This window comes from Paenibacillus sp. PL2-23, assembly GCF_040834005.1.
In the GTDB taxonomy this organism is placed as follows: domain Bacteria; phylum Bacillota; class Bacilli; order Paenibacillales; family Paenibacillaceae; genus Pristimantibacillus.
The window spans coordinates 1550632-1569724 of sequence record NZ_CP162129.1 but is presented as its reverse complement, the minus strand read 5'-3'; the positions used below and the strand labels follow the sequence as shown (position 1 = coordinate 1569724).

Genomic DNA, 19093 nt, shown 5'->3' with positions numbered 1-19093 from the left:
ATACCAAATGGAATGGCTATCCCAGCTGTAGTGATACATGGTGCCTATGCCGCGTTCTTTGGTTGTGGGTGGCTGGTGCAGGGACATATATTGTCTTGAGTCTTTGTATTGGCTTCCAGAAAGTATTTTATATCGATCGGAGTATCGAACGCTTTGATTAAATGAAATCTGCAACTTATTATCGATATATTCTTTAATGGGGTCGTATACTGGGAGAGTAACGTTAGCATCTGCTCCATTTTCATACATAGGTCCAGGTGTAGCCGGTTTACGGGCATACACGGAGTCCGGTATTTCTTTCCAAGGCAAGTAAATCCAATGTTTGTTTGCTATCGGTATTCCAAGGTCCGCATCTACGATAAAGTTAATGTTTGAATAAAGGTTGTTATCATAGGTGAAGCCAAGGTAACGGTATTCTCCAAAAACATACCCGCCATGATCGTTACTATATACGTAAAAGTGGCCCTGATCGGGAATAATTTGACCGCCATCGGGCTGCATACCTTTCTTAAAGCCTTGAATCTTGGAAGGAACGCTGAAAGGCGTCCCATAAACAATTAGCTTTCTAGCTGGTACGACGGTATAAGGATCGTTGTCTATAATTACAGCATCGTAATAAAATTTCGAATTGAACTTGAATCCATTCTTGTTGTCCTTTGAGGGCAGCGAGCATGGGGCAACGTCAGCAGGTATCGGGCCGTCAACACTAGGATTATATAGGCATTTGTTTGGATATCCATTAATTGTTGTTGGTGTTGGTGTTGTGCTCGCTTCAACTAGATCAGATGGCCAATAAAAATAAGAACTAAATGATAAAGTAAATGCAACTAACATCAACCATGCTATACGTTGGTTATTTTTTCTGCTCATTTACTCAACTCCTAGTAGTACATCGTTAATTCGATGGTTTTTCCGTGATTATAGAAAGTGTATTTTTTCCCATTAAAAGTAAAGTTTTCGGGTAGTCCTTCCTTTACAAGCGAATCGACCTTGGATTTAAGTTGAGCCCCCTTACCGCCTCCTGCAAGCAACTCATATGCCGCATTCAAATAGGCTTTAGTGTTCGGGAATGTTGTATCAAATGGAAAGTCGATACTGACTGTTTTGTAATCATACGGATCAACTGAAACAATCAATTCGGGTAGAGGTCTATTTGTGAATTGCATTGTTTTCGTCATATATATAAATTTATCTCTTTCATCCTCCGACTTGAAAATCTCGATTGCGTTTCCTCCAGATAGATGAATGAACCCGGTTGTTACGTGTTTTTTTGCGAGGTTTAGGGCAGTATTATAGAAATCAAATTTATACTTATCACTGAAAAGGTAATAGTTGGTATCAACCAATGTGTAATATTGACCCTGCAAATTTGGAGTAAAGGGCTTACGAAGAGATGGATCTCTAAGTCGCTGAGCCATTGTTAATGCTTCTGCTCTCGTAACATACCGTTTAGGGTAGAAATACATGGTCGGATAACCATTCATAATTCCTGAAATAAGCATAGATGCTCGATGAGCACCTACATCTAAACCAAAATTATTAAAATCCTTTAGACCCGAGTTTTTAATTACGTATTCAATGTACATATCTTGATAGCTGTTTTCTAAGGAAGTGAACCATTGGCCTAATAAATATGATGCCTCTTCCCTCTTAATCTGCTTTTTATAGAGGGCGTAGTCTTTTGGAAAAACCGTATCCCACGTTTTCAATACTGGCGTATCATAAATAAAATCAACATACGGTTTAGCCCAATAGTCATTACTGGCATTTTGAAAATTAAAGTTTTGCTTTTTGACGGTCAGCTTGATAGTATTTAAAAACGTTGGTTGATACTCCTCTAATTTATCAAACCACTCCGGATCAAACTCCGTCTTCCCATCCACAGTAACGCTATGCGCACGAAGCATCATAACCAGAAATTGATCACCCGTCACCACAGCATCCGGTCGAAATGTGCCATCCGGAAATCCATCGACAAGACCGCTCTCGTAAGCCTTGAGGATATTGTCCTTGGCCCAATGTTTAGCAATATCACTAAATGGAAGCTCTTCAGCCCCAGCCACGTTGGCTTGTCCAACTGGTGCAATCGCGCCTAATACAAGCATAAGTGTCATACCAAATACAATCAGCTTCTTCATCTGTCTTTCCTCCAATGATTTGTGTTATTTAAGAAAGCCTTCAAGTCGGGCAATCATTTTGATTGTTTCGGCTCTTGTAACCGGAGCTTCCGGACGAAATGTTTTGTCGGGATAGCCGGTAATAATGGATTGGCTGCTAATCAGACTAATGGCATCCAGATATTTTTTGCTAAGAGTCGATGTATCCGTAAAATGTACCGTCTTCGATGTATCCATTACCAGCAGACTCATCATATTCCCGATTAACAGCGCGACGTCCTTCCTTTTGAATGACGCCTTCATCTGCCCCTCGTCCCAGTCTTTTGTTATGCCTAAATCAGCAGCTGCGCTAAGATACGATGCGGACCAGGGCTTGCTCGTTTTGCTCAAGAAGTCATATTCCTTCCAGCCCATTTGGAGACTTAGCTCTTCGTCTTGCATCCTCCAACGGAACGGTTTTGACCAAATAAATAGCCCATTAGGCTGCTCCTCCGTTAACGCCAGCACCATCATTTTAATAAGCGCTTCGCCAGTCACCGCATCCTCCGGACCAAACCGACCATCCCCATAGCCATTCACAATGCCGCGGCTGACGTAGTCGCTGATGACCTCCCTCGCCCAGTGCCCCGCAATATCCGAAAACAATGGCACGTCGACGATAAGATTATAAAAGGCTTGGATTGGAGCATCGATCGTGATCGTATAGAGTCCCTTCGCCGCCCGAGAGACCGAATAAACAGTTGACCAACGAGCTTCGTCCTCATACTGGATTCGAGTACTCTCCGGCCCATGAATGACATGCCCGTCAGGCAGCATCAAGCGCGAACGAAACAGGCCATCGTAGCCTTCCACCGTCAAGGTCAATAATTCGATCGGATTGGCCAGCTCGAACGTTTTGACAATAGTTGCCCGCTCTGACGCATCGACGCCCTTGATCCCCATATTCATGAGCACAGCCAGCGTTAAAACAATGCCAGACATAGCAGCAATAACGTTTCTTTTCATTTGTAACATGATTTACACTCCTTGCCAATTTTTAATTTCAACACCTGCAGCAAGCAAAAAAAAAGCACACTTCTCACCAGTCCAGAACGGACATGGAGTAAGCGTGCTTCGCTGTGTTACCTATTGATTTTCGTTACGCGATGTTTTTCTTCTTCCACTAGATTACTGTACAACAAGTCCTCTGTCAATAAATGCCTGCACATCAGCCATTAATGATATCCTTTGTCTCCAAAAGGCTTCAGCTTCTCCAGCCATTTGTCCTTCAATGCCTCAACTTCCCGGCGATAACCCTTCGTTACCCCCGCCTGCTCCTTGCCTTCCTCGTCATAGACGTCTTTATAGTCATAACGGACGGTACCGTCTGTTTTAACCGTATCAAGGATATGGAAGGAGAACTGCTCTTCGCCAAACAGCTTCCAATCCTTCTGAAGCTCCTTGTTCATATGAGAGCCTAGTCCTAGCACGAACTTCTCCTTGTTCCACAGCCCGTTCATATTGGTCGACGCCCCGATAAATACACGACCGTTCGCTTCATTTTTGATCTGATAGACGCCCATCTCCCGCTCCCGCTCCTGATATTCTGCAGTCAGAGCCTTCCGGGCGGCTTTATCGGGACCAGACCTGGCAGCTTCGGGCATTGCCACAGCCTCCATCTGTTCCTCGCCAGTCTGGGCAGCAGCCGCGGCTTTCTCTCTCTTCTTAGCTCCTACAAGTTCACCAATATACCTATCCTTCATTCCATCCTCATCCCTTCCTATAGTTGGCACCCAATATTGAGAGCCATCGCTCTTGCGGTCCAAATACCCGTAATCGACCAAATACCTGCGAATCGTCACATATTCCTCCGGTGAAAAACGCTTCAGCTTCTCGTTCACTTCCTCTTCTGAATAAGCTTCGCCAGTCTGGAAGAACGAAGCGATGTGACGCAGCACGGCGACCTTGCGCTTCTGCTTGCTCGGAATGCCATCCAGCGGTCCCTCAGGCCCCTCCGGAAAATATCGCCGAATCATATCCTTGTATTCGTCCTCCGTTAGAGCAAACCGTTCATCCATGATGGTGCTTGTTCGGTGAATGGGCACAAACCTTGGCTCCTGCGTCGTACCCGCTTCCATTAGCTCCATAATCGCAAGGAGCAGCTTGGCTTGCTTCGCCTTCTCCTTCAGAACAAACCGGTGATTCCGCACAGTCGAAGCACTGCCACCAGTCCGCTTCACGATCTCGTTGTCACCAAGACCCGCTGCAAAATCACGGATCATTTCCTTCTGGATGTCTGTCAGCCCTGTCGCTTTTTTGTCGAGGCTTAAGAGGCATTCCAGCATGGTGCCATGCTCCTTGCTCACGTGATAAGAAGCATATTTTCTCGCATCGAAGTATCGTTCCTCGCCTGGCAGCTTGAAGATCTCGCCTTCCTCGAACAAGGCGCCGCAAATCAAACAGCAATAGCCAGCTTGGTCCTCTACGAACAGAAATCCATTTTTTATATCGGTCAGTGACGCTTCCCAGAAGCGTTCATCCAGGCTCGCATTCCCGCTATTAGCCACTCCTACCACTGCCTTTCCTACAGAATATTATACAAACAAATTTAATTTATGTTTGTTATTATGTAGATATATTATCACTTTGTTTGTTTTTATTCAAGAAACAGGTGAGAGTGATTGTTTTTGGGGGGCGGTTCGGCGCGATTAAGCGTGCCACAAACTTCTATTTGTGCCAGAGAGGTCGATAGGGAGCATTTAGACGTGTCAGAAACGTCTATTCGTGCTGAGAAGGGCGGTTTATAGCATTTAGACGTGCCAGAAACATCTATTTGCGCCGGGGAGGATGATTGGGAGCATTTAGACGTGCCAGGAACGTCTATTATGCCGGGAACGAAATATCGTTCAAATAACTGGTGCAGGAGCTCGAAGTGAGGCGCTTTGAACGAAATATTGTCTATAATGGTGCGGATTCGCTCGATGTGAAGGGGATTTGATCGAAAACGTCTATTTATGCCAGGAAGGGCGGCTCGGAGCATTTAGACGTGCCACAAACGTCTATTTTTGCCTGGGAGGCCTAATGGGAGCGATTAGACGTGCCTGTGAAGCAACAACAAAAAATCCGCCCCTTCCCCCACAATGGGGTGGGACGGATTAGTCAACCAAGCCAAGCTTATGATCTGAACGCTGCCAAAGCCTCGTTCATAGACCTCGTCTGATGATACACCTGCTGATATACACTGAACAGCTCGCGATACGTCTGTACTGCTTCAGGCTGTGGCGTGTATGCGCTGGCGTATTTCACGAAGCTCTTGGAGCAAGCCTCCAGGCTGTCGAACCAGCCGCAGCCGTACGCAGCCAGCATGGCCGCGCCGAGACCTGGGCCTTGCTCGTTCTCTAGCGACACGACGGTTGCGTCGAAGATGTCGGCCTGCATTTGCAGCCAGACGGGATTCTGGGCGCCGCCGCCGATGGATACAATTTTGTCGACGGACTTGCCTGCGCTTCTCAGCATATGAACGGACTCCCCGAGCGAGAACGTGATCCCCTCCATCACCGCACGGGCAAAATGGATGCGCTCATGAGAGCCGTCCATCCCGATAAAGCTGGCACGGATCGATGAATCCGCATGAGGCGTACGCTCACCCACCAAATACGGTGTGAACAGAAGACCGCCCGCGCCAGGCTTCACAGCCCCTACTCCATCCAGAAGCTGATCGTACGATTCTCCTGGGGCGAATGTCTTCTTGAACCAGCTCAAGCTGTAGCCAGCCGCAAGAGTGACGCCCATCGCATAGAACGCGTTCTCCTGTCCGTGGTTAAAGAAATGAACCTTGCCCTGGTAATCGCTCGTCTCATCCTTCTCATAGGAGAGAATAACGCCGGAGGTGCCAATGGAGCACAACGTCAGTCCCTCAGACAAAATGCCAGAGCCAATCGCTCCGCAAGCATTGTCCGCGCCTCCTGCGAATACCTTTGTCGCTTCCGTTAAGCCGGCCTTCGCCGCGGCATCCGGCAGCAGGTTGCCGACGTAGCCGTGCGATTCCACAAGTGGAGGACAGAAGCTTGCAGGCAAGCCGAACGCTTCCAGCACGTCCTGGCTCCATACCTTTCCAGCAACGTCCAGCATAAGTGTGCCCGCAGCGTCGGAATAATCCATATGAAGCTGTCCCGTTAGCCGGTAGCGCACATAATCCTTCGGCAATACGAATAGGGATGACTTGCTGAAGGCTTCCGGCTCATGCTGGCGCACCCACAGAATCTTCGGCAAGGTGAACCCTTCAAGCGCCGGATTGCGCGTAACCGACAGGAGCTTGTCGCCAAGCACGCGCTCGATTTCACGGCATTGCTCCGTCGTACGGGTATCGTTCCATAATATAGCGTTCCGTACCGGATTGCCCGCCTCGTCCAGAAGAACGAGGCCATGCATTTGACCCGAGAAGCTGATGCCTTCGATTGCTGCAGCGTCGATGCCGTTGCCGGACACGAGCTCCGCAATAGCTTCCAGCGTGCCTTGAACCCAATCGTCGGCGCGCTGCTCGCTCCAGCCGGAGCGTTCGTGGAAGAGCGGGTAGCTTCGCGAAGCCTCCGCGGCAACATTGCCGTCGCGATTGACCAGAAGCGCCTTGACGGCGCTTGTTCCAAGGTCAATACCAATAACATAACTCATGGCTGTTCCAGCCTCCTTATGCCCCCAATCCAGTGGAGATTATACGCTGAAGATGACCTCGCTCAGCATGAGGCGAATACGCTCTTGACGACCGGATTTATTCACGATTTTGTGGTTCTGCAGCGCGTATTGCTCCAGGGAAGCAAGCGTTGCTTTGCCGGATACGATATCCGCGCCAATGCCTTCTTGGAAGCTTGCATAGCGGTCTGTAACGATGCTGTCAAGCGTCTTCTCTTCGATCAGCTTAGCTGCCGCTTTCAACCCCCAAGCGAAGCTGTCCATACCAGCGATATGAGCCAGGAACAGGTCTTCCGCTTCGAACGAGCCACGACGTACCTTGGCGTCGAAGTTCACGCCGCCGCGGCCCAGACCGCCAGCCTTCAGTACTTCGTACATCGTCAGCGTTGTGGAATACAGGTCGGTTGGGAATTCGTCCGTATCCCAGCCAAGCAGCAGGTCGCCTTGGTTCGCGTCAAGCGAGCCCAGCATGCCGTTGATAGCAGCTGTACGAATTTCGTGCTCGAAGGTATGGCCCGCAAGCGTCGCGTGGTTGGCTTCCAGGTTCAGCTTGAAGTGATCCTTGAGGCCGTACTTCTGCAGGAACGCGATTGTTGTCGCAGCGTCGAAGTCGTATTGATGCTTGGTCGGCTCCTTCGGCTTAGGCTCGATCAGGAATTGCGCGTCGAAGCCAATTTCCTTGGCATACGCGATCGCCATATGGTACAGGCGAGCCAGGTTATCAAGCTCGAAGCCCATATCTGTGTTCAGCAGCGTCTCATAGCCTTCGCGGCCGCCCCAGAATACATAGTTCTCAGCACCAAGCTCCTTGCCTACTTCAAGGCCTTTCTTCAACTGAGCGCCCGCATAGGCGTATACGTCGGCATTGCAGGTTGTGCCGGCGCCGTGTACATAACGAGGGTTTGTGAACATGTTAACTGTGTTCCAGAGCAGCTTTTTGCCGCTGGCTTTCATGCTGTCCTTCAGCATAGCTACGATGATGTCCAGGTTTTTGTTCGTTTCTTGAAGCGTCTCGCCTTCAGGCGCGATGTCGATATCATGGAAGCAGTAGTAAGGAATGTCCAGCTTCTCCATGAACTCGAAGTTTGCTTCTACACGAGCCTTGGAGCGGTCAAGACCATCGTAAGCGTCCCAGCCGCGAACCATTGTGCCCACGCCGAACGGGTCTGAGCCGTTTGCGTTGAAGGTATGCCAGTATGCAACCGCGTAACGAAGATGCTCTTCCATTGTTTTGCCCAGTACAACCTGCTTGGGATCGTAATGCTTGAACGCCAGTGGATTGTCAGAGCCTTTGCCTTCGAATTGAATTTTGTTGATGCCTTGGAAATAAGCCATTAATAAATCCTCCCTATATGTGTTTTCAATCTTTCACGTATCCGTTTACATGTACAGAATAACACGCCCAACTTAGTTTGTCTATTAAACAAACTAAGTTCGACAAAATCTTTTTTTTCGAGTATGCTTTGCAGTATGCTATCTTAAATAGATAGGACCAGGACGGAGGCCATACTGTGAAACCGAAATCAACTGGAGATCTAGCGCTGATCAAAAAAATGAACACCGCCATCGTGCTCGACGCCGTCATTCAATACGCGCCGCTGTCACGGGCTCAAATATCCGAGAAGACAGGCCTCAATAAGGCAACCGTCTCCAATCTTGTGCAGGACCTGATCGATCGCCACCTGGTGCAGGAGATTGGACCTGGCGCATCCAGCGGGGGCCGCAAGCCGACCCTTCTCCTGTTCCATGAGAAGACCGGCTATGCCGTGGGCATCGACCTTGGGGTCAACTATATCAAGGGCATACTGGCTGATTTGTCCGGCAATGTAATAGAAGAGCTGTCCATCAAGCTGAAGCCCGTCCACACGGGGAATGTGCTGGAGCATCTCTCCGCCATCATCCAGTCGCTGATCCAGCGCGCCCCCGACAGCGAATACGGGGTGGTCGGCATCGGTATCGGCGTTCCCGGCATTGTCGACGATGACGGGGTTATCCTGTTTGCGCCCAATATGAAATGGCGTCAGGTGGAATTAAAGCGACAGCTGGAGGAGCGATTCAGCCTGCCGGTAACGATCGACAACGAGGCTAACGCAGGGGCGCAGGGCGAGCAGAAATACGGCGCTGGCCAGCACATAGCGAATCAAATCTATGTCAGCGTAGGCATTGGTATCGGTACAGGCATTATTCTGAACGGCGAGCTATACAAGGGCTCTTCAGGCTTCTCCGGCGAGCTGGGCCACCTCTCCATTCAATATGACGGCAAACCATGCTCTTGCGGCAACAACGGCTGCTGGGAGCTTTATGCCTCCGAGAATGCGCTTCTGGAGCAAGGCGCAGAGCTGGGCTTCGACAGCCTGGAAGACCTTCTGCAGGCAGCAGAAGCCGGCAACGACGAGGTGCGTGAATTGTTCTATCGAATTGGCTCCCTGCTTGGGGCAGGGATCGCTAATATTGTGAACGTCTTTAACCCGAGCGCCGTTATTATCGGCAACCGGATGAGCCGTGCCGCTGAATGGATTGCGCCCGCTCTGCAGCAGTCCGTAGATCGCCGCACGCTCTCTTATCATAGAGAGAAGCTTGACCTTTTATTCGCCGAGCTGAAGGACCAAGCCGCCGTTCGCGGAGCCGCTTATTACGCCATCAGCCATTTCATTTCCAAGATCAAGAGCGTCTAGCTGACCGTCTATGTTTGCCAAAAAAAAGATCGCAAGCTCATGGCAACAGCCAAAGAGAAGCGATCTTTTTGCGTTTGTTATAAATTGTTTCTTATCCCTTGGTGATCAGACTTCCTTACGATCCTTCGGCAGCCACAGCGCCAATATGCCGATCAGCGGCAGGAAGCTCGCCAGAAGCATAACGCTGTCCATGCCCTCCGCGTCCGCCATATTGCCCAGCACGACGGACCCTAACGCGCCCATTCCGAACGCAAGCCCCGTGATGAGTCCAGACGCCATGCCCACCTTGCCGGGCATCAGCTCTTGCGCGTACACGACGCTGACGGAGAAGCCGGACTGCAGAATGAAGCCCAGCAATGCGATAGACGGATACACCCAGAAGAGAGGCAAGTGCGGCAGCACCAGCGCGAATGGCGCAGCTCCCAGAATCGAGATTAACATCATTTTTTTGCGGCCGATTCGATCTGCCATAATTCCACCCAGGAAGGTGCCGATGACACCGAATATCATGAACAAGAACAACAGAATTTGCGCGCTTTGAATCGTGATCTCATAATGGTCCCTGGCATAAAATTGATAGAAGCTGCCGATTGCGGCGGCATACCAGGAGCGTGCGAATACAACAAGCAGCAGAATGGACAAGGCGAGCACAATCATTTGATTAACTTGACTTGATCCTGCCGCAGGCTTCTTCTTGGGCACTTTGCCGCCATGCTCAGCCAGTCTTGCCGCATACCATGGCACAACCTTGAACAAAATCGCGATCGCCACGGCCGCCAGCAGCATGCCCCATGCGGCGCCTCGCTGGCCAAGCGGGATGAAGATAGCCGCTGTCATAATGGGACCCAGCGACTGGCCGAAGTTGCCTCCGACCTGATAGATGGACTGCGAGAACGCTCTGCGGCTGCCCGCCGCCATATGAACAACTCGCGAGCCCTCCGGATGGAAGACGGCCGAGCCTAATCCCACAAACACGACGGAAAGTATGAGCAGAGTGAAGTTAGGCGCTACAGCAAGACCGGCCATGCCGGCCATACTGCACAGCATGCCTATGGGCAGCATCCAGGGCTTGGGGCTTCTGTCCGACAGCACGCCGACAACAGGCTGCATAATGGAGGACGTCATATTCAATGTAAACGCGATCCAGCCGATCTGGCCGTACGTGAGCTTCAGCGATTCCTCGAATATGGGGAACAGCGCGACCACGACTGTCTGCATCGCGTCGTTCAACAAATGAACCGAGCTGATCATAAATAAAATGGCGTATACGGTGGCCGAGCGGACATTATCTTTTACGGATGGGGCCACTGGTGTTGGACTGGACAAGCTGCAGGACCTGCCTTTCATTGAACCACTGTTCAAATATTATTAGGATATAGCAAAACGAATGCATACCGGGGTATTCAGCTGGAGCACCTGCCCCGTCGCGGTCAGCTTGCCGCTGTCGCTGTCCCGATGGAATACGGCGATGCAGCCACTTTTCCCGTTAGCGGCAAGCAATAGCTTGCCATCCGGCGATATGCCGAAATTACGCGGCAGCTCGCCGCCGGAGTGGGTGTGCTCGACCAGGGTCAGCTCATACATTGCGGGATGGATGGCAAATACGGCAATGCTGTTATGTCCGCGATTGGAGACATACAGATATCGTCCGTCCGGCGAGACATGGATGTCCGCGCAATCATTGTAGCCGTCATAGTCGCCAGGAAGCGTCGAATAGGTGTGCAGCATCTTCAGCTCGCCTGTATTCCGGTTCAATTGCAGCTGCGAGACAGTTGAGGCCAGCTCATTCGCGACATATGCCGCCTCCAGCCCGGGATGATAAGCAATGTGCCGAGGTCCGGAGCCTGGCGGCATATTCGTCTCCCCCACCTTGACGAGCTTGGCTGTTCCCGGCTCGTGCGCGTAAGCGACAACCGCGTCCATGCCCAGATCTACAGCATGAAGAAATGGGGTGCCCGCGACGGGCGAGATACAGTGCGCATGCGGCGCTTCCTGTCGGTCAGCCACTGGACCTGGAGCGCAAGCGTGCTGAATGAATGAGGCCGCGGGAAGCACCTCGCCATAGCTGTCGAGAGGATGCATCGAGACGCTTCCACCTGTATAGTTCGCCGTATATAGCGCCGTGCCGTCCACATTCACGCTGACATAACAAGGATGCGCCCCCTTGGTCGAGGCCGAGCTCGTCACCTCGCCAAGCAGGCCGCTTTCCCGGTCTATAGTAATAGCAACCACTTCACCTCCAGCTTCCCCATTGGCTTCCGCAAGCTCCTTGACGGCGTACAGCCGCTCTCCGCCAGGATGCAAAGCAAGGAACGACGCATTCTCCACGCCCTGTACGCGCTGGACGATGGTCAGCTCTCCCGTTGCCGGGTCAAGCTTGCAGACATGAATGGTAGCCTCGTTGTTCTCCCCGTAGGAGCCGACATACAATAAGCCTTCACTTGGCATAAGACTGCTCATTCCTTTCCAACCAATTATTCCTTTAAATGCACCATAGCACATGCATTCTAGCGAAACAATGTCTATTTGCGAAAGAATACTTCACAAAAGATAAAAGGTATGCTACAATGTAAGCGCTAACATTTCACGCTATCACTTTTCTAAGGGGGATTTGGGATGATGAATGTAGCGCTGCAGGAACGGAATGTGTACGAAGATTTTGATCTGGAGAAGGACGTGCTCTTCTTCAAGATTGGCACTCATGGCCTCGTCAGCTTTCACGGCAGGAACTACAATAGAAAGAAGAGATTGTCTGCCCAAGAGATCCAAGAGCTAACTGGACGGAAGGGCTATTTCCAGATCAGCTCGAGCTGCTACATCAATATTGGCAAAATCAAGTCCATTGCGAGCGGAACGATCTACTTCGGCTCGGCCAGCTCGGAGGGCAAGCAGCTTACGGTGAATAAGCGCCAGCAGGTTGTCATTGAGCAGCTGGTTACCCATAAGGCCTAATCGTCCTTCCGTCGTTTCTGAACAGCAGCCCGGCTCAAGTTGAGCCGGGCTATTGTTCGTAGCTCCGCACCCTGCTATGCTGTAGGTATCGCTATTATTTCGAGGAGGACAAGTACATAATGACTGTTCAAGGCAAAGCATATGAAGCGATGTTTCACGATGAATCCGCCCTCTGGCTGGAATGGGGTGCATACGAGGCGGCTGTATTACCATGCGTAGGCGCCAACCTGATCGCATTCCGCGAGAATGACAGGAAGTTCACCCTGCTAAGAGAGCCTGCAGCAGATGAGATGGACAGCTTCCGGGAGAAACCGGCTGTGCATGGCATTCCTATTCTGTTCCCTCCCAATCGTTACGAGGACGGCACCTTCACATGGAACGGCAGAACCTACACCTTCCCCGTTAATGAAGAGGCAACAGGCAATCACCTTCATGGCTTCTTCCATACTGCAAAGTGGCGTATCGACAACTATGGCGTCAATGAGCTGGAGAGCTATGTCAGCCTCAGCATTACAATTGACGAGCAGCACCCGATCTATCAATATTTGCCCCATCGCTTCACCATTCTGCTCCGTTATTCGCTAAGCAGCAACGGATTGCTTCAGCATGTTCTGGTGAAGAACGAAGGCGAGGATGCTCTGCCATGCCTGCTTGCCTTCCACACGACGATTAACGCTCCGTTTGCACCTGAGAGCTCTGCCGATGATTATACCTTCACCCTGACAACGCAGGAGCGCTGGGAGCTGAACGACCGTATGCTTCCAACAGGCAAGTTCCAGGCGCTGCTTCCGGAGGAGGAGCAAATGCGCACAACGGGCATTTCGCCATTCTGGGCAGCTATGGATAATCATTATACAAGCGGGACCAAAAACGGCCGCAACAAGATGGAGCTTACCGACCATCGCGCGGGAGCAACGCTCATCTACGATGTCGGAACACAATATAAGCAGTGGATGATCTATAACAACGGCGCGACGCCAGGCTTCTTCTGTCCGGAGCCTCAAGTGAACCTCGTGAACGCTCCGAACGTCGACTTGCCTGCCGAAGCTATCGGCTTGTTGGCTCTGGAGCCGGGCAAAATCTGGGAAGCAACCAGCAGACTCTACCTGCGCTAATGGAATGGCCCTATCCCCTTCTGCCGGCCAGGCGGAAGGGGATTTTCATTACTGTCGCCCACAATTTACCGCTAACATTCTCTAGTGCTCCCCCTTACAATGAAGTCGTATGACTCTATCATCTAACGACTAGCAGAAGAGGGAGATTTCGTATGAACAAGAGAATGAAGAAGCTTGTAGCTGCAACCGCTTTATTGTCCATGCTGGTCGCCTCGCCGATCGCTTCGGCAGCCCAGACATACACCGTCAAGTCGGGCGATAATCTCTGGAAGATCAGCACGCAATACGGAACGACGATCGCCGAGCTGAAGGCATTAAACGGCCTGACTTCGGACATGCTTTACATCGGCCAGACACTCAAGCTTCCAACGCCAGCCGAATACGACGTGGCGACGGTTCAAGCAGGCGACACCATGTGGAAGATCGCCGTTCGGTATTCCGTGCCGCTTAACAAGCTGATTGCGGCTAATCCTCAAATTACGAACCCCAACAACATATGGACCGGACTGTCGATCCACATTCCCAAAAAACCGAACGCTTACTTAAACGGCAGGCACCCGCTTGCAGCAGGCACTTACACGCCATACGTATCGACCTACTCCGATGGACGCAGCTGGAATCCGGACGGCACCGCAGCACGCGCCCATGAGGGCGTAGACATCTTCGCCAAGGAAGGAACGCCGGTATACGCCTCGGTGGGAGGCACCGTCGTCAAAGCCGGCTGGAATGAATATGGCGGCTGGCGCCTTACCATTCGAGTCGACGACAATACGGAATTTTATTACGCCCATATGTCGGGTTACGCTTCTGGCATGAAGGTTGGCGCTCAGGTAGCTGCCGGCGGGCTCATCGGCTATGTGGGCAGCACCGGCTACGGTCCGGAGGGTACAAGCGGCAAATTCCTGCCCCATCTACACTTCGGTATATACAAACGCACACCAGCCTACGCATCAATCGATCCTTATCTCTACATGAAATGGTGGGAGCTGGGTTAACGCCAAAAAGGGACGAAGCAGCTCTCAGTCTGCCTCGTCCCTGTTATATTTTTTCTTTTTTTGGCAAAAAATTAAACGGACAGGCTTCCCGGTTCAGGTAAGACAGCCTGTGGATCGACGATTGGAGCGATTGCCCCTTTCGTCAGATGACCTGCGTCCCAGCCGCAGGGAATTGCAGCTCATACAGCTCACGGTAGCGGCCGCGCAGCTCCATGAGGTAATCATGCGTCCCATGCTCCTCGATTCGCCCGTCCTCCAGCACATAGATATGATCCGCTTGTTGAATAGTAGAGAGACGATGGGCGATGACGAGACAGGTGCGCCCCTTGAGCAGCTTCGCCAGTGCGGCTTGGATCAGCTGCTCCGACTCCGTGTCGAGCGAAGCTGTCGCTTCATCTAATATAATAATTTTCGGATTTTTTAAAATGGCTCTCGCTATGGAAATTCTCTGCTTCTGCCCTCCGGACAGCTTGACGCCACGTTCGCCGATCTGCGTCTGGTAGCCCTCCTTGAAGCCCGATATAAACTCCGCCGCGTTCGCCGCTTCAGCGGCCGCCCACACCTCTTCATCCGTCGCGTTCTGGTTGCCGTATCGAATATTTTCTTCTACAGAGCCGTTGAATAAGACGATATCCTGGGACACAATGCCGATCTGCTCCCTGAGGGAATGAAGCGTAACGTCTCTTACATCGTAACCGTCAATGGTGACGCTCCCCTCCTGCACATCATAAAATCTTGTGACAAGATGGGCAATCGTCGTCTTGCCAGAGCCCGAGGAGCCGACGAGCGCCGTCACCTCACCCGGCTGCAGCTCCAGCTCGAACCTTCGCAGCACATCAGAATCCGCGTCCGGGGAATAGCTGAAGCTGACGTCTTGGAACTTAATACGGCCCTGGACTGGCGGCAGCTCTCTGGCATCCTCCCGGTCCGCAATTTCCGCAGATGTATGCAGCACCTCCACTACACGCTCATAGGCGGCTGCCGCCTGCTGAATTGTATTCATAATGCGGCTGAAATGGCGAACCGGGTTTTGCAGCAGCCTCAAGTATGCGATAAAAGCAACAACAGTCCCCACCGTCATCGCATCCTTCATCACAAGCCATGCGCCGAATACAAGCACAATCGCAAGCCCCAGAAAGTTGATGGAATCAATAATGGGCTCATACATGGCGCGCAGCCGCACAACCTGAACGTTGGCATCCATATTCCGCTGTGTGCGTTCATTAAAGCGCTCTGCCTCATAATCCTCCGCCGTAAACGACTTCACAAGGCGAATGCCCGTCAGCGTCGTCTGCAGATGATCGCTGACGTCGGCGAGCGACTCCTGCACCTTGCGGAAGGACGAGCGAATCCGCTTGCCGAACAGTCTTGTCGTCCAGATCATGAAGGGGAATGTGGCCAGCAGCAGCACGGTCAGCTTCCAGTCGATGACCAGCATATAGATGGCGATCGCCGCGAATGTAAAAACGTCCGTAAACAGCTGCATCATACTGGAGGAGATCAGCTGCTGGAGAATGCTGACATCGCTAGTCACTCTGGACATTAAATCTCCCGTCCGGTTGCGGTCGTAATACGCGACATCCAGCCGCTGCAGGTGACGGTACAGATCATTGCGGAGCCGGTACAGCACCTTCTGTCCAATTGCCGCCATTACAGATGTGCTAAGGTAGCGCAGGAAGCCGAGTGCAAGCGCCGCTCCAAGCACGCCAGCCCCTATCCACGCCAGCTGTCCGAACAGCTTGCCCGGTATAATATGATCAATTGTATATTTGGTCAGCTGCGGCACAACAAATTCCAGCAGCGAGGTTAGCACGATACAGATAAGAGCAGTTGTAAGCGCCTTCCAGTCGTTGCGAGCATGCTCGAATATACGAAGGAACATCGCAAAGATGCTCGCCGGCTTTACCTTCTCGCCCGTACCGAATCTGCGGACGCCCATGCCTCTGCCGGAATGCGATTGAAATTCTTGATTGCCCATCATTGGCTGCACCTCTTTCCTATTAGGTCTTCCAACTAACCACCAACCCTTGGCCTTACTCACCCCATATTATCCGATATGTATGTGGAAGTCACAATTCATATTTCAGCAGATATTTCAGCTGATATTTCAGAAGATATTTCAGCTGACTCAATTTTCAATGGATCTCCAAATGAAATCCCTTTATAATGGAAGCAATGACGAAGCACGTCCCGCTGTATTCCCTTGTGAATGCAGACGGGACGTTTTTATTTTTAAGGGGGAATCCAGGAATGACGGTACATTTCAACGAAGCACACGAAGCATTTGTCCAGCAGCATCTCGCCAGTAGAACCGGTGAACGGCGTGGACGCTTGGAGCGCGGACATCAGGAAGCTGAACGGTTGTTTTGTCAGAACGTGTGGTGGCCTCTGACCGGCAGCTTCGAGCAGCTGCACCCCGAATACGAGGTGCTGGATTGGCGCGGTCAATCTTATTTTTGCGATTTCCTATGGCTCTCAGGGGCGGTCCGCCTCATTATTGAAATCAAGGGCTTCGGCCCGCACGTGCGCGACATGGATCGACTGAAGTATTGCAAGGAGTTGAACAGAGAAACCTTTCTTGTCGCAATGGGCTACCAGCTTATCTCATTCTCCTACGACGACGTTGCCCAGCGGCCTGAGATTTGTGTGACGCTGCTCCGAATGGTCATGAGCCGTTATCAGGGGCATTCCGGACCGCATGAGCCGCATTATGTCTTGGAGCGAGAAATCATTCGTCTAGCAGTCAGGCTTGCACGCCCCATTCGTCCCATTGACGCCGCCGCTGAGCTCCAGATAAACCATCGCACAGCCGTTCGCGTGCTTCATTCGCTTATGGAGAAGGGCTTCCTGAGGCCCATAACGGGAGCAAGCGGCAAATACAATGTTAGGTATGAGCTCCAGCCAGCCGCATTTCAAATTTTATAGCAGTCATGGATAATGGGTCATTTTTCAGGTTTTTTAGGTTTTTTCAGGTCTTTTTTCAGGGCTTGGCAGCGTCTTTTTTTAGGTCTTTTTTCAGGTTTTTTTCAGGGCTTTTTTCAGTCTATTTTCAGGTCTTTTTTCACGTCTTTTTTCAGTCTTCCAGTCATTTTCAAAATAATGCAATAGTGCATTATTTCCCCGGGTTTTGGGCATTTTGCAGGATAATACTGCAAAAAATACATCAATCTCGACGAAATAAAGGGGTTGAGCGAAAAATCGCTCCAAATTCCTGCACAATTGCAGGATTTGATCCAGCCTCTGAAGCAGCAGCAAATAATCATGTACAATTGCATTATTTTTTTAAATCCTTAAGCTGCTACAGCCCGTGGGCTGGCTGCTACAGACTGCGGGCTGGCTGCTACAGACTGCGGGCTGGCTGCTACAGACTGCGGGCTGGCTGCTACAGACTGCGGGCTGGCTGCTACAGCCTGCGGGCTGGCTGCTACAGCCTGCGGGCTGGCTGCCACAGCCTGCGGGCTGGCTGGCTACAATCAGCCACCCTCGCAATCTTTTCTTTACGGCTTCGCCGAACGGGGGTACAATGGGAACCAGCGCCGCGTACGACGCAAGACCAAACGAAAGAAGCAGATGCAGCTATGGCTATTTTCATTCATATCTTATTGACCAACGTACTGCCCATGGGCATTATGGTGGGGCTCGGCATTATATTGCAGCGATCCTTCTCCCTAGACATCAAGACGCTGTCGAAGCTGAACTTTTATTTGTTTTCCCCGGCGATTATGTTCGATTTGATATACCATACAGCGATTTCGGTCGGGCTGCTCGGCCAAGTGCTGCTGTTTTTTGTCATCTTCATGGCCGGTCAATACATCTTGGTAGAGGCGGCCATTCGCGCTCGCGGATACGGTCCCAGCATGAAAAGCGCGATGCGCAACAGCGTCCTGTTCTATAACAGCGCCAATTACGGCATCCCGCTTAACCAGCTTGCATTCTCGGGCAACAAGGAGACGCTCGCCATCCAGGTACTGATCATGATGACGCAGTCCTTCGTGCCGAACACGTATGGTGTATACAGCGTCAATGCGCATAAAGCGGACATGAAGCAGGTGTGGCGAACCATTCTATCTATGCCTGTCATCTACGTCATTCCGCTTGCGTTTCTCATGCGAGTCTTCGAGGTTCCCGTGCCCGGTCCTATCGCAACGCCAATTGGCTATCTATCGGATGCCTTCATCGGGACAGCGCTTATTACGCTCGGCGTTCAGCTCGGCAGCATGGAATGGCGCATTAACCGTTCCCTTCTTATCGACGTCAGCTTGTCCGGCATTCTCAGACTTATCGCCGGTCCAGCACTCGCATGGCTAATTGTCTGGCTGATGGGTCTCGACAAGCTCACGGCTGCTGCTCTAATCGTATCATCGGCCGTGCCAACCTCACTCAGCAGCGTCCTTCTCGCCGTAGAGTTCGACAACGAGAAGGAATTTGCCTCCCAAGCAGTGTTCGTATCGACGCTGGTCTCGATTCTAACCGTTACGGCCGTTATCTTCTTCCTGCGCATTGATGCGTAAAGTGCAGCATCTAGAACATAGTGTTTAGAGATTATAGGCTGCAGCAGCCTGGGCAGCGCT

At 51.4% G+C, this 19093-nt stretch carries 15 protein-coding genes and 1 pseudogene; 6 read left to right on the top strand and 10 right to left on the bottom strand.

Annotated elements, in window-relative coordinates; all coding sequences use genetic code 11:
• Nucleotides 1-3: 3 nt before the first annotated feature.
• The 6 genes and pseudogenes from AB1S56_RS06625 to xylA form a co-directional block, all read right to left on the bottom strand.
• Nucleotides 4-834, bottom strand: a pseudogene (locus tag AB1S56_RS06625) (hypothetical protein); the annotation flags it as partial.
• A 47-nt stretch (nt 835-881) separates the two neighbouring features.
• On the bottom strand, nt 882-2138 hold the full coding sequence (locus AB1S56_RS06620) for an S-layer homology domain-containing protein (RefSeq protein WP_340869649.1): 1257 nt from the start codon (nt 2136-2138) through the stop codon (nt 882-884).
• 24 nt (nt 2139-2162) lie between these two features.
• The gene (locus AB1S56_RS06615) at nt 2163-3131 is read right to left on the bottom strand and encodes an S-layer homology domain-containing protein (RefSeq protein WP_340869648.1); all 969 of its coding nucleotides are present in this window, start codon (nt 3129-3131) and stop codon (nt 2163-2165) included.
• A 200-nt stretch (nt 3132-3331) separates the two neighbouring features.
• Nucleotides 3332-4663, bottom strand: coding sequence for a DUF2087 domain-containing protein (locus AB1S56_RS06610; RefSeq protein ID WP_340869647.1), 1332 nt, complete (start codon nt 4661-4663; stop codon nt 3332-3334).
• 607 nt (nt 4664-5270) lie between these two features.
• Nucleotides 5271-6767, bottom strand: coding sequence for a xylulokinase (gene xylB / locus AB1S56_RS06605; protein WP_340869646.1), 1497 nt, complete (start codon nt 6765-6767; stop codon nt 5271-5273).
• Nucleotides 6768-6806: 39 nt separating this feature from the next.
• Nucleotides 6807-8120: a xylose isomerase gene (xylA, locus tag AB1S56_RS06600; protein WP_340869645.1), complete on the bottom strand. Its 1314-nt coding sequence runs from the start codon at nt 8118-8120 to the stop codon at nt 6807-6809.
• 176 nt (nt 8121-8296) lie between these two features.
• On the opposite strand from xylA, the gene AB1S56_RS06595 reads away from it, so the two are divergent.
• Nucleotides 8297-9460 (top strand): ROK family transcriptional regulator, encoded by a 1164-nt coding sequence (locus AB1S56_RS06595; RefSeq protein WP_340869644.1) that lies wholly within the window; start codon nt 8297-8299, stop codon nt 9458-9460.
• A 105-nt stretch (nt 9461-9565) separates the two neighbouring features.
• Here the strand turns inward: AB1S56_RS06595 and AB1S56_RS06590 are convergent, their stop codons facing one another.
• Both AB1S56_RS06590 and AB1S56_RS06585 read right to left on the bottom strand, forming a co-directional pair.
• Nucleotides 9566-10711: an MFS transporter gene (locus AB1S56_RS06590; protein ID WP_340869799.1), complete on the bottom strand. Its 1146-nt coding sequence runs from the start codon at nt 10709-10711 to the stop codon at nt 9566-9568.
• Nucleotides 10712-10828: 117 nt separating this feature from the next.
• Nucleotides 10829-11920 (bottom strand): lactonase family protein, encoded by a 1092-nt coding sequence (locus AB1S56_RS06585; RefSeq protein ID WP_340869643.1) that lies wholly within the window; start codon nt 11918-11920, stop codon nt 10829-10831.
• 156 nt (nt 11921-12076) lie between these two features.
• Here AB1S56_RS06585 and AB1S56_RS06580 point away from each other — a divergent pair, with 156 nt between their 5' ends.
• The 3 genes from AB1S56_RS06580 to AB1S56_RS06570 all read left to right on the top strand — a co-directional run bounded on the left by AB1S56_RS06580 (nt 12077) and on the right by AB1S56_RS06570 (nt 14522).
• Nucleotides 12077-12412 (top strand): hypothetical protein, encoded by a 336-nt coding sequence (locus AB1S56_RS06580; protein WP_340869641.1) that lies wholly within the window; start codon nt 12077-12079, stop codon nt 12410-12412.
• A 119-nt stretch (nt 12413-12531) separates the two neighbouring features.
• Entirely contained in the window at nt 12532-13527 is a 996-nt protein-coding gene (locus AB1S56_RS06575; RefSeq protein ID WP_340869640.1) for an aldose 1-epimerase, read from the top strand.
• Nucleotides 13528-13679: 152 nt separating this feature from the next.
• Nucleotides 13680-14522 (top strand): M23 family metallopeptidase, encoded by an 843-nt coding sequence (locus AB1S56_RS06570; protein ID WP_340869638.1) that lies wholly within the window; start codon nt 13680-13682, stop codon nt 14520-14522.
• A gap of 142 nt (nt 14523-14664) precedes the next feature.
• Here AB1S56_RS06570 and AB1S56_RS06565 read toward each other — a convergent pair whose 3' ends face one another.
• Complete coding sequence (locus AB1S56_RS06565; protein ID WP_340869637.1) at nt 14665-16503, bottom strand: ABC transporter ATP-binding protein; 1839 nt, start codon at nt 16501-16503, stop codon at nt 14665-14667.
• Nucleotides 16504-16772: 269 nt separating this feature from the next.
• On the opposite strand from AB1S56_RS06565, the gene AB1S56_RS06560 reads away from it, so the two are divergent.
• Nucleotides 16773-17447, top strand: a complete 675-nt coding sequence (locus tag AB1S56_RS06560) for a hypothetical protein (RefSeq protein WP_340869635.1) — start codon at nt 16773-16775, stop codon at nt 17445-17447.
• 365 nt (nt 17448-17812) lie between these two features.
• Here AB1S56_RS06560 and AB1S56_RS06555 read toward each other — a convergent pair whose 3' ends face one another.
• Nucleotides 17813-17971, bottom strand: a complete 159-nt coding sequence (locus AB1S56_RS06555) for a hypothetical protein (RefSeq protein ID WP_367903438.1) — start codon at nt 17969-17971, stop codon at nt 17813-17815.
• A gap of 129 nt (nt 17972-18100) precedes the next feature.
• Here AB1S56_RS06555 and AB1S56_RS06550 point away from each other — a divergent pair, with 129 nt between their 5' ends.
• A complete protein-coding gene (locus AB1S56_RS06550) occupies nt 18101-19033 on the top strand; it encodes an AEC family transporter (protein WP_340869633.1) in 933 nt (310 codons plus the stop codon).
• Nucleotides 19034-19093: the final 60 nt, after the last annotated feature.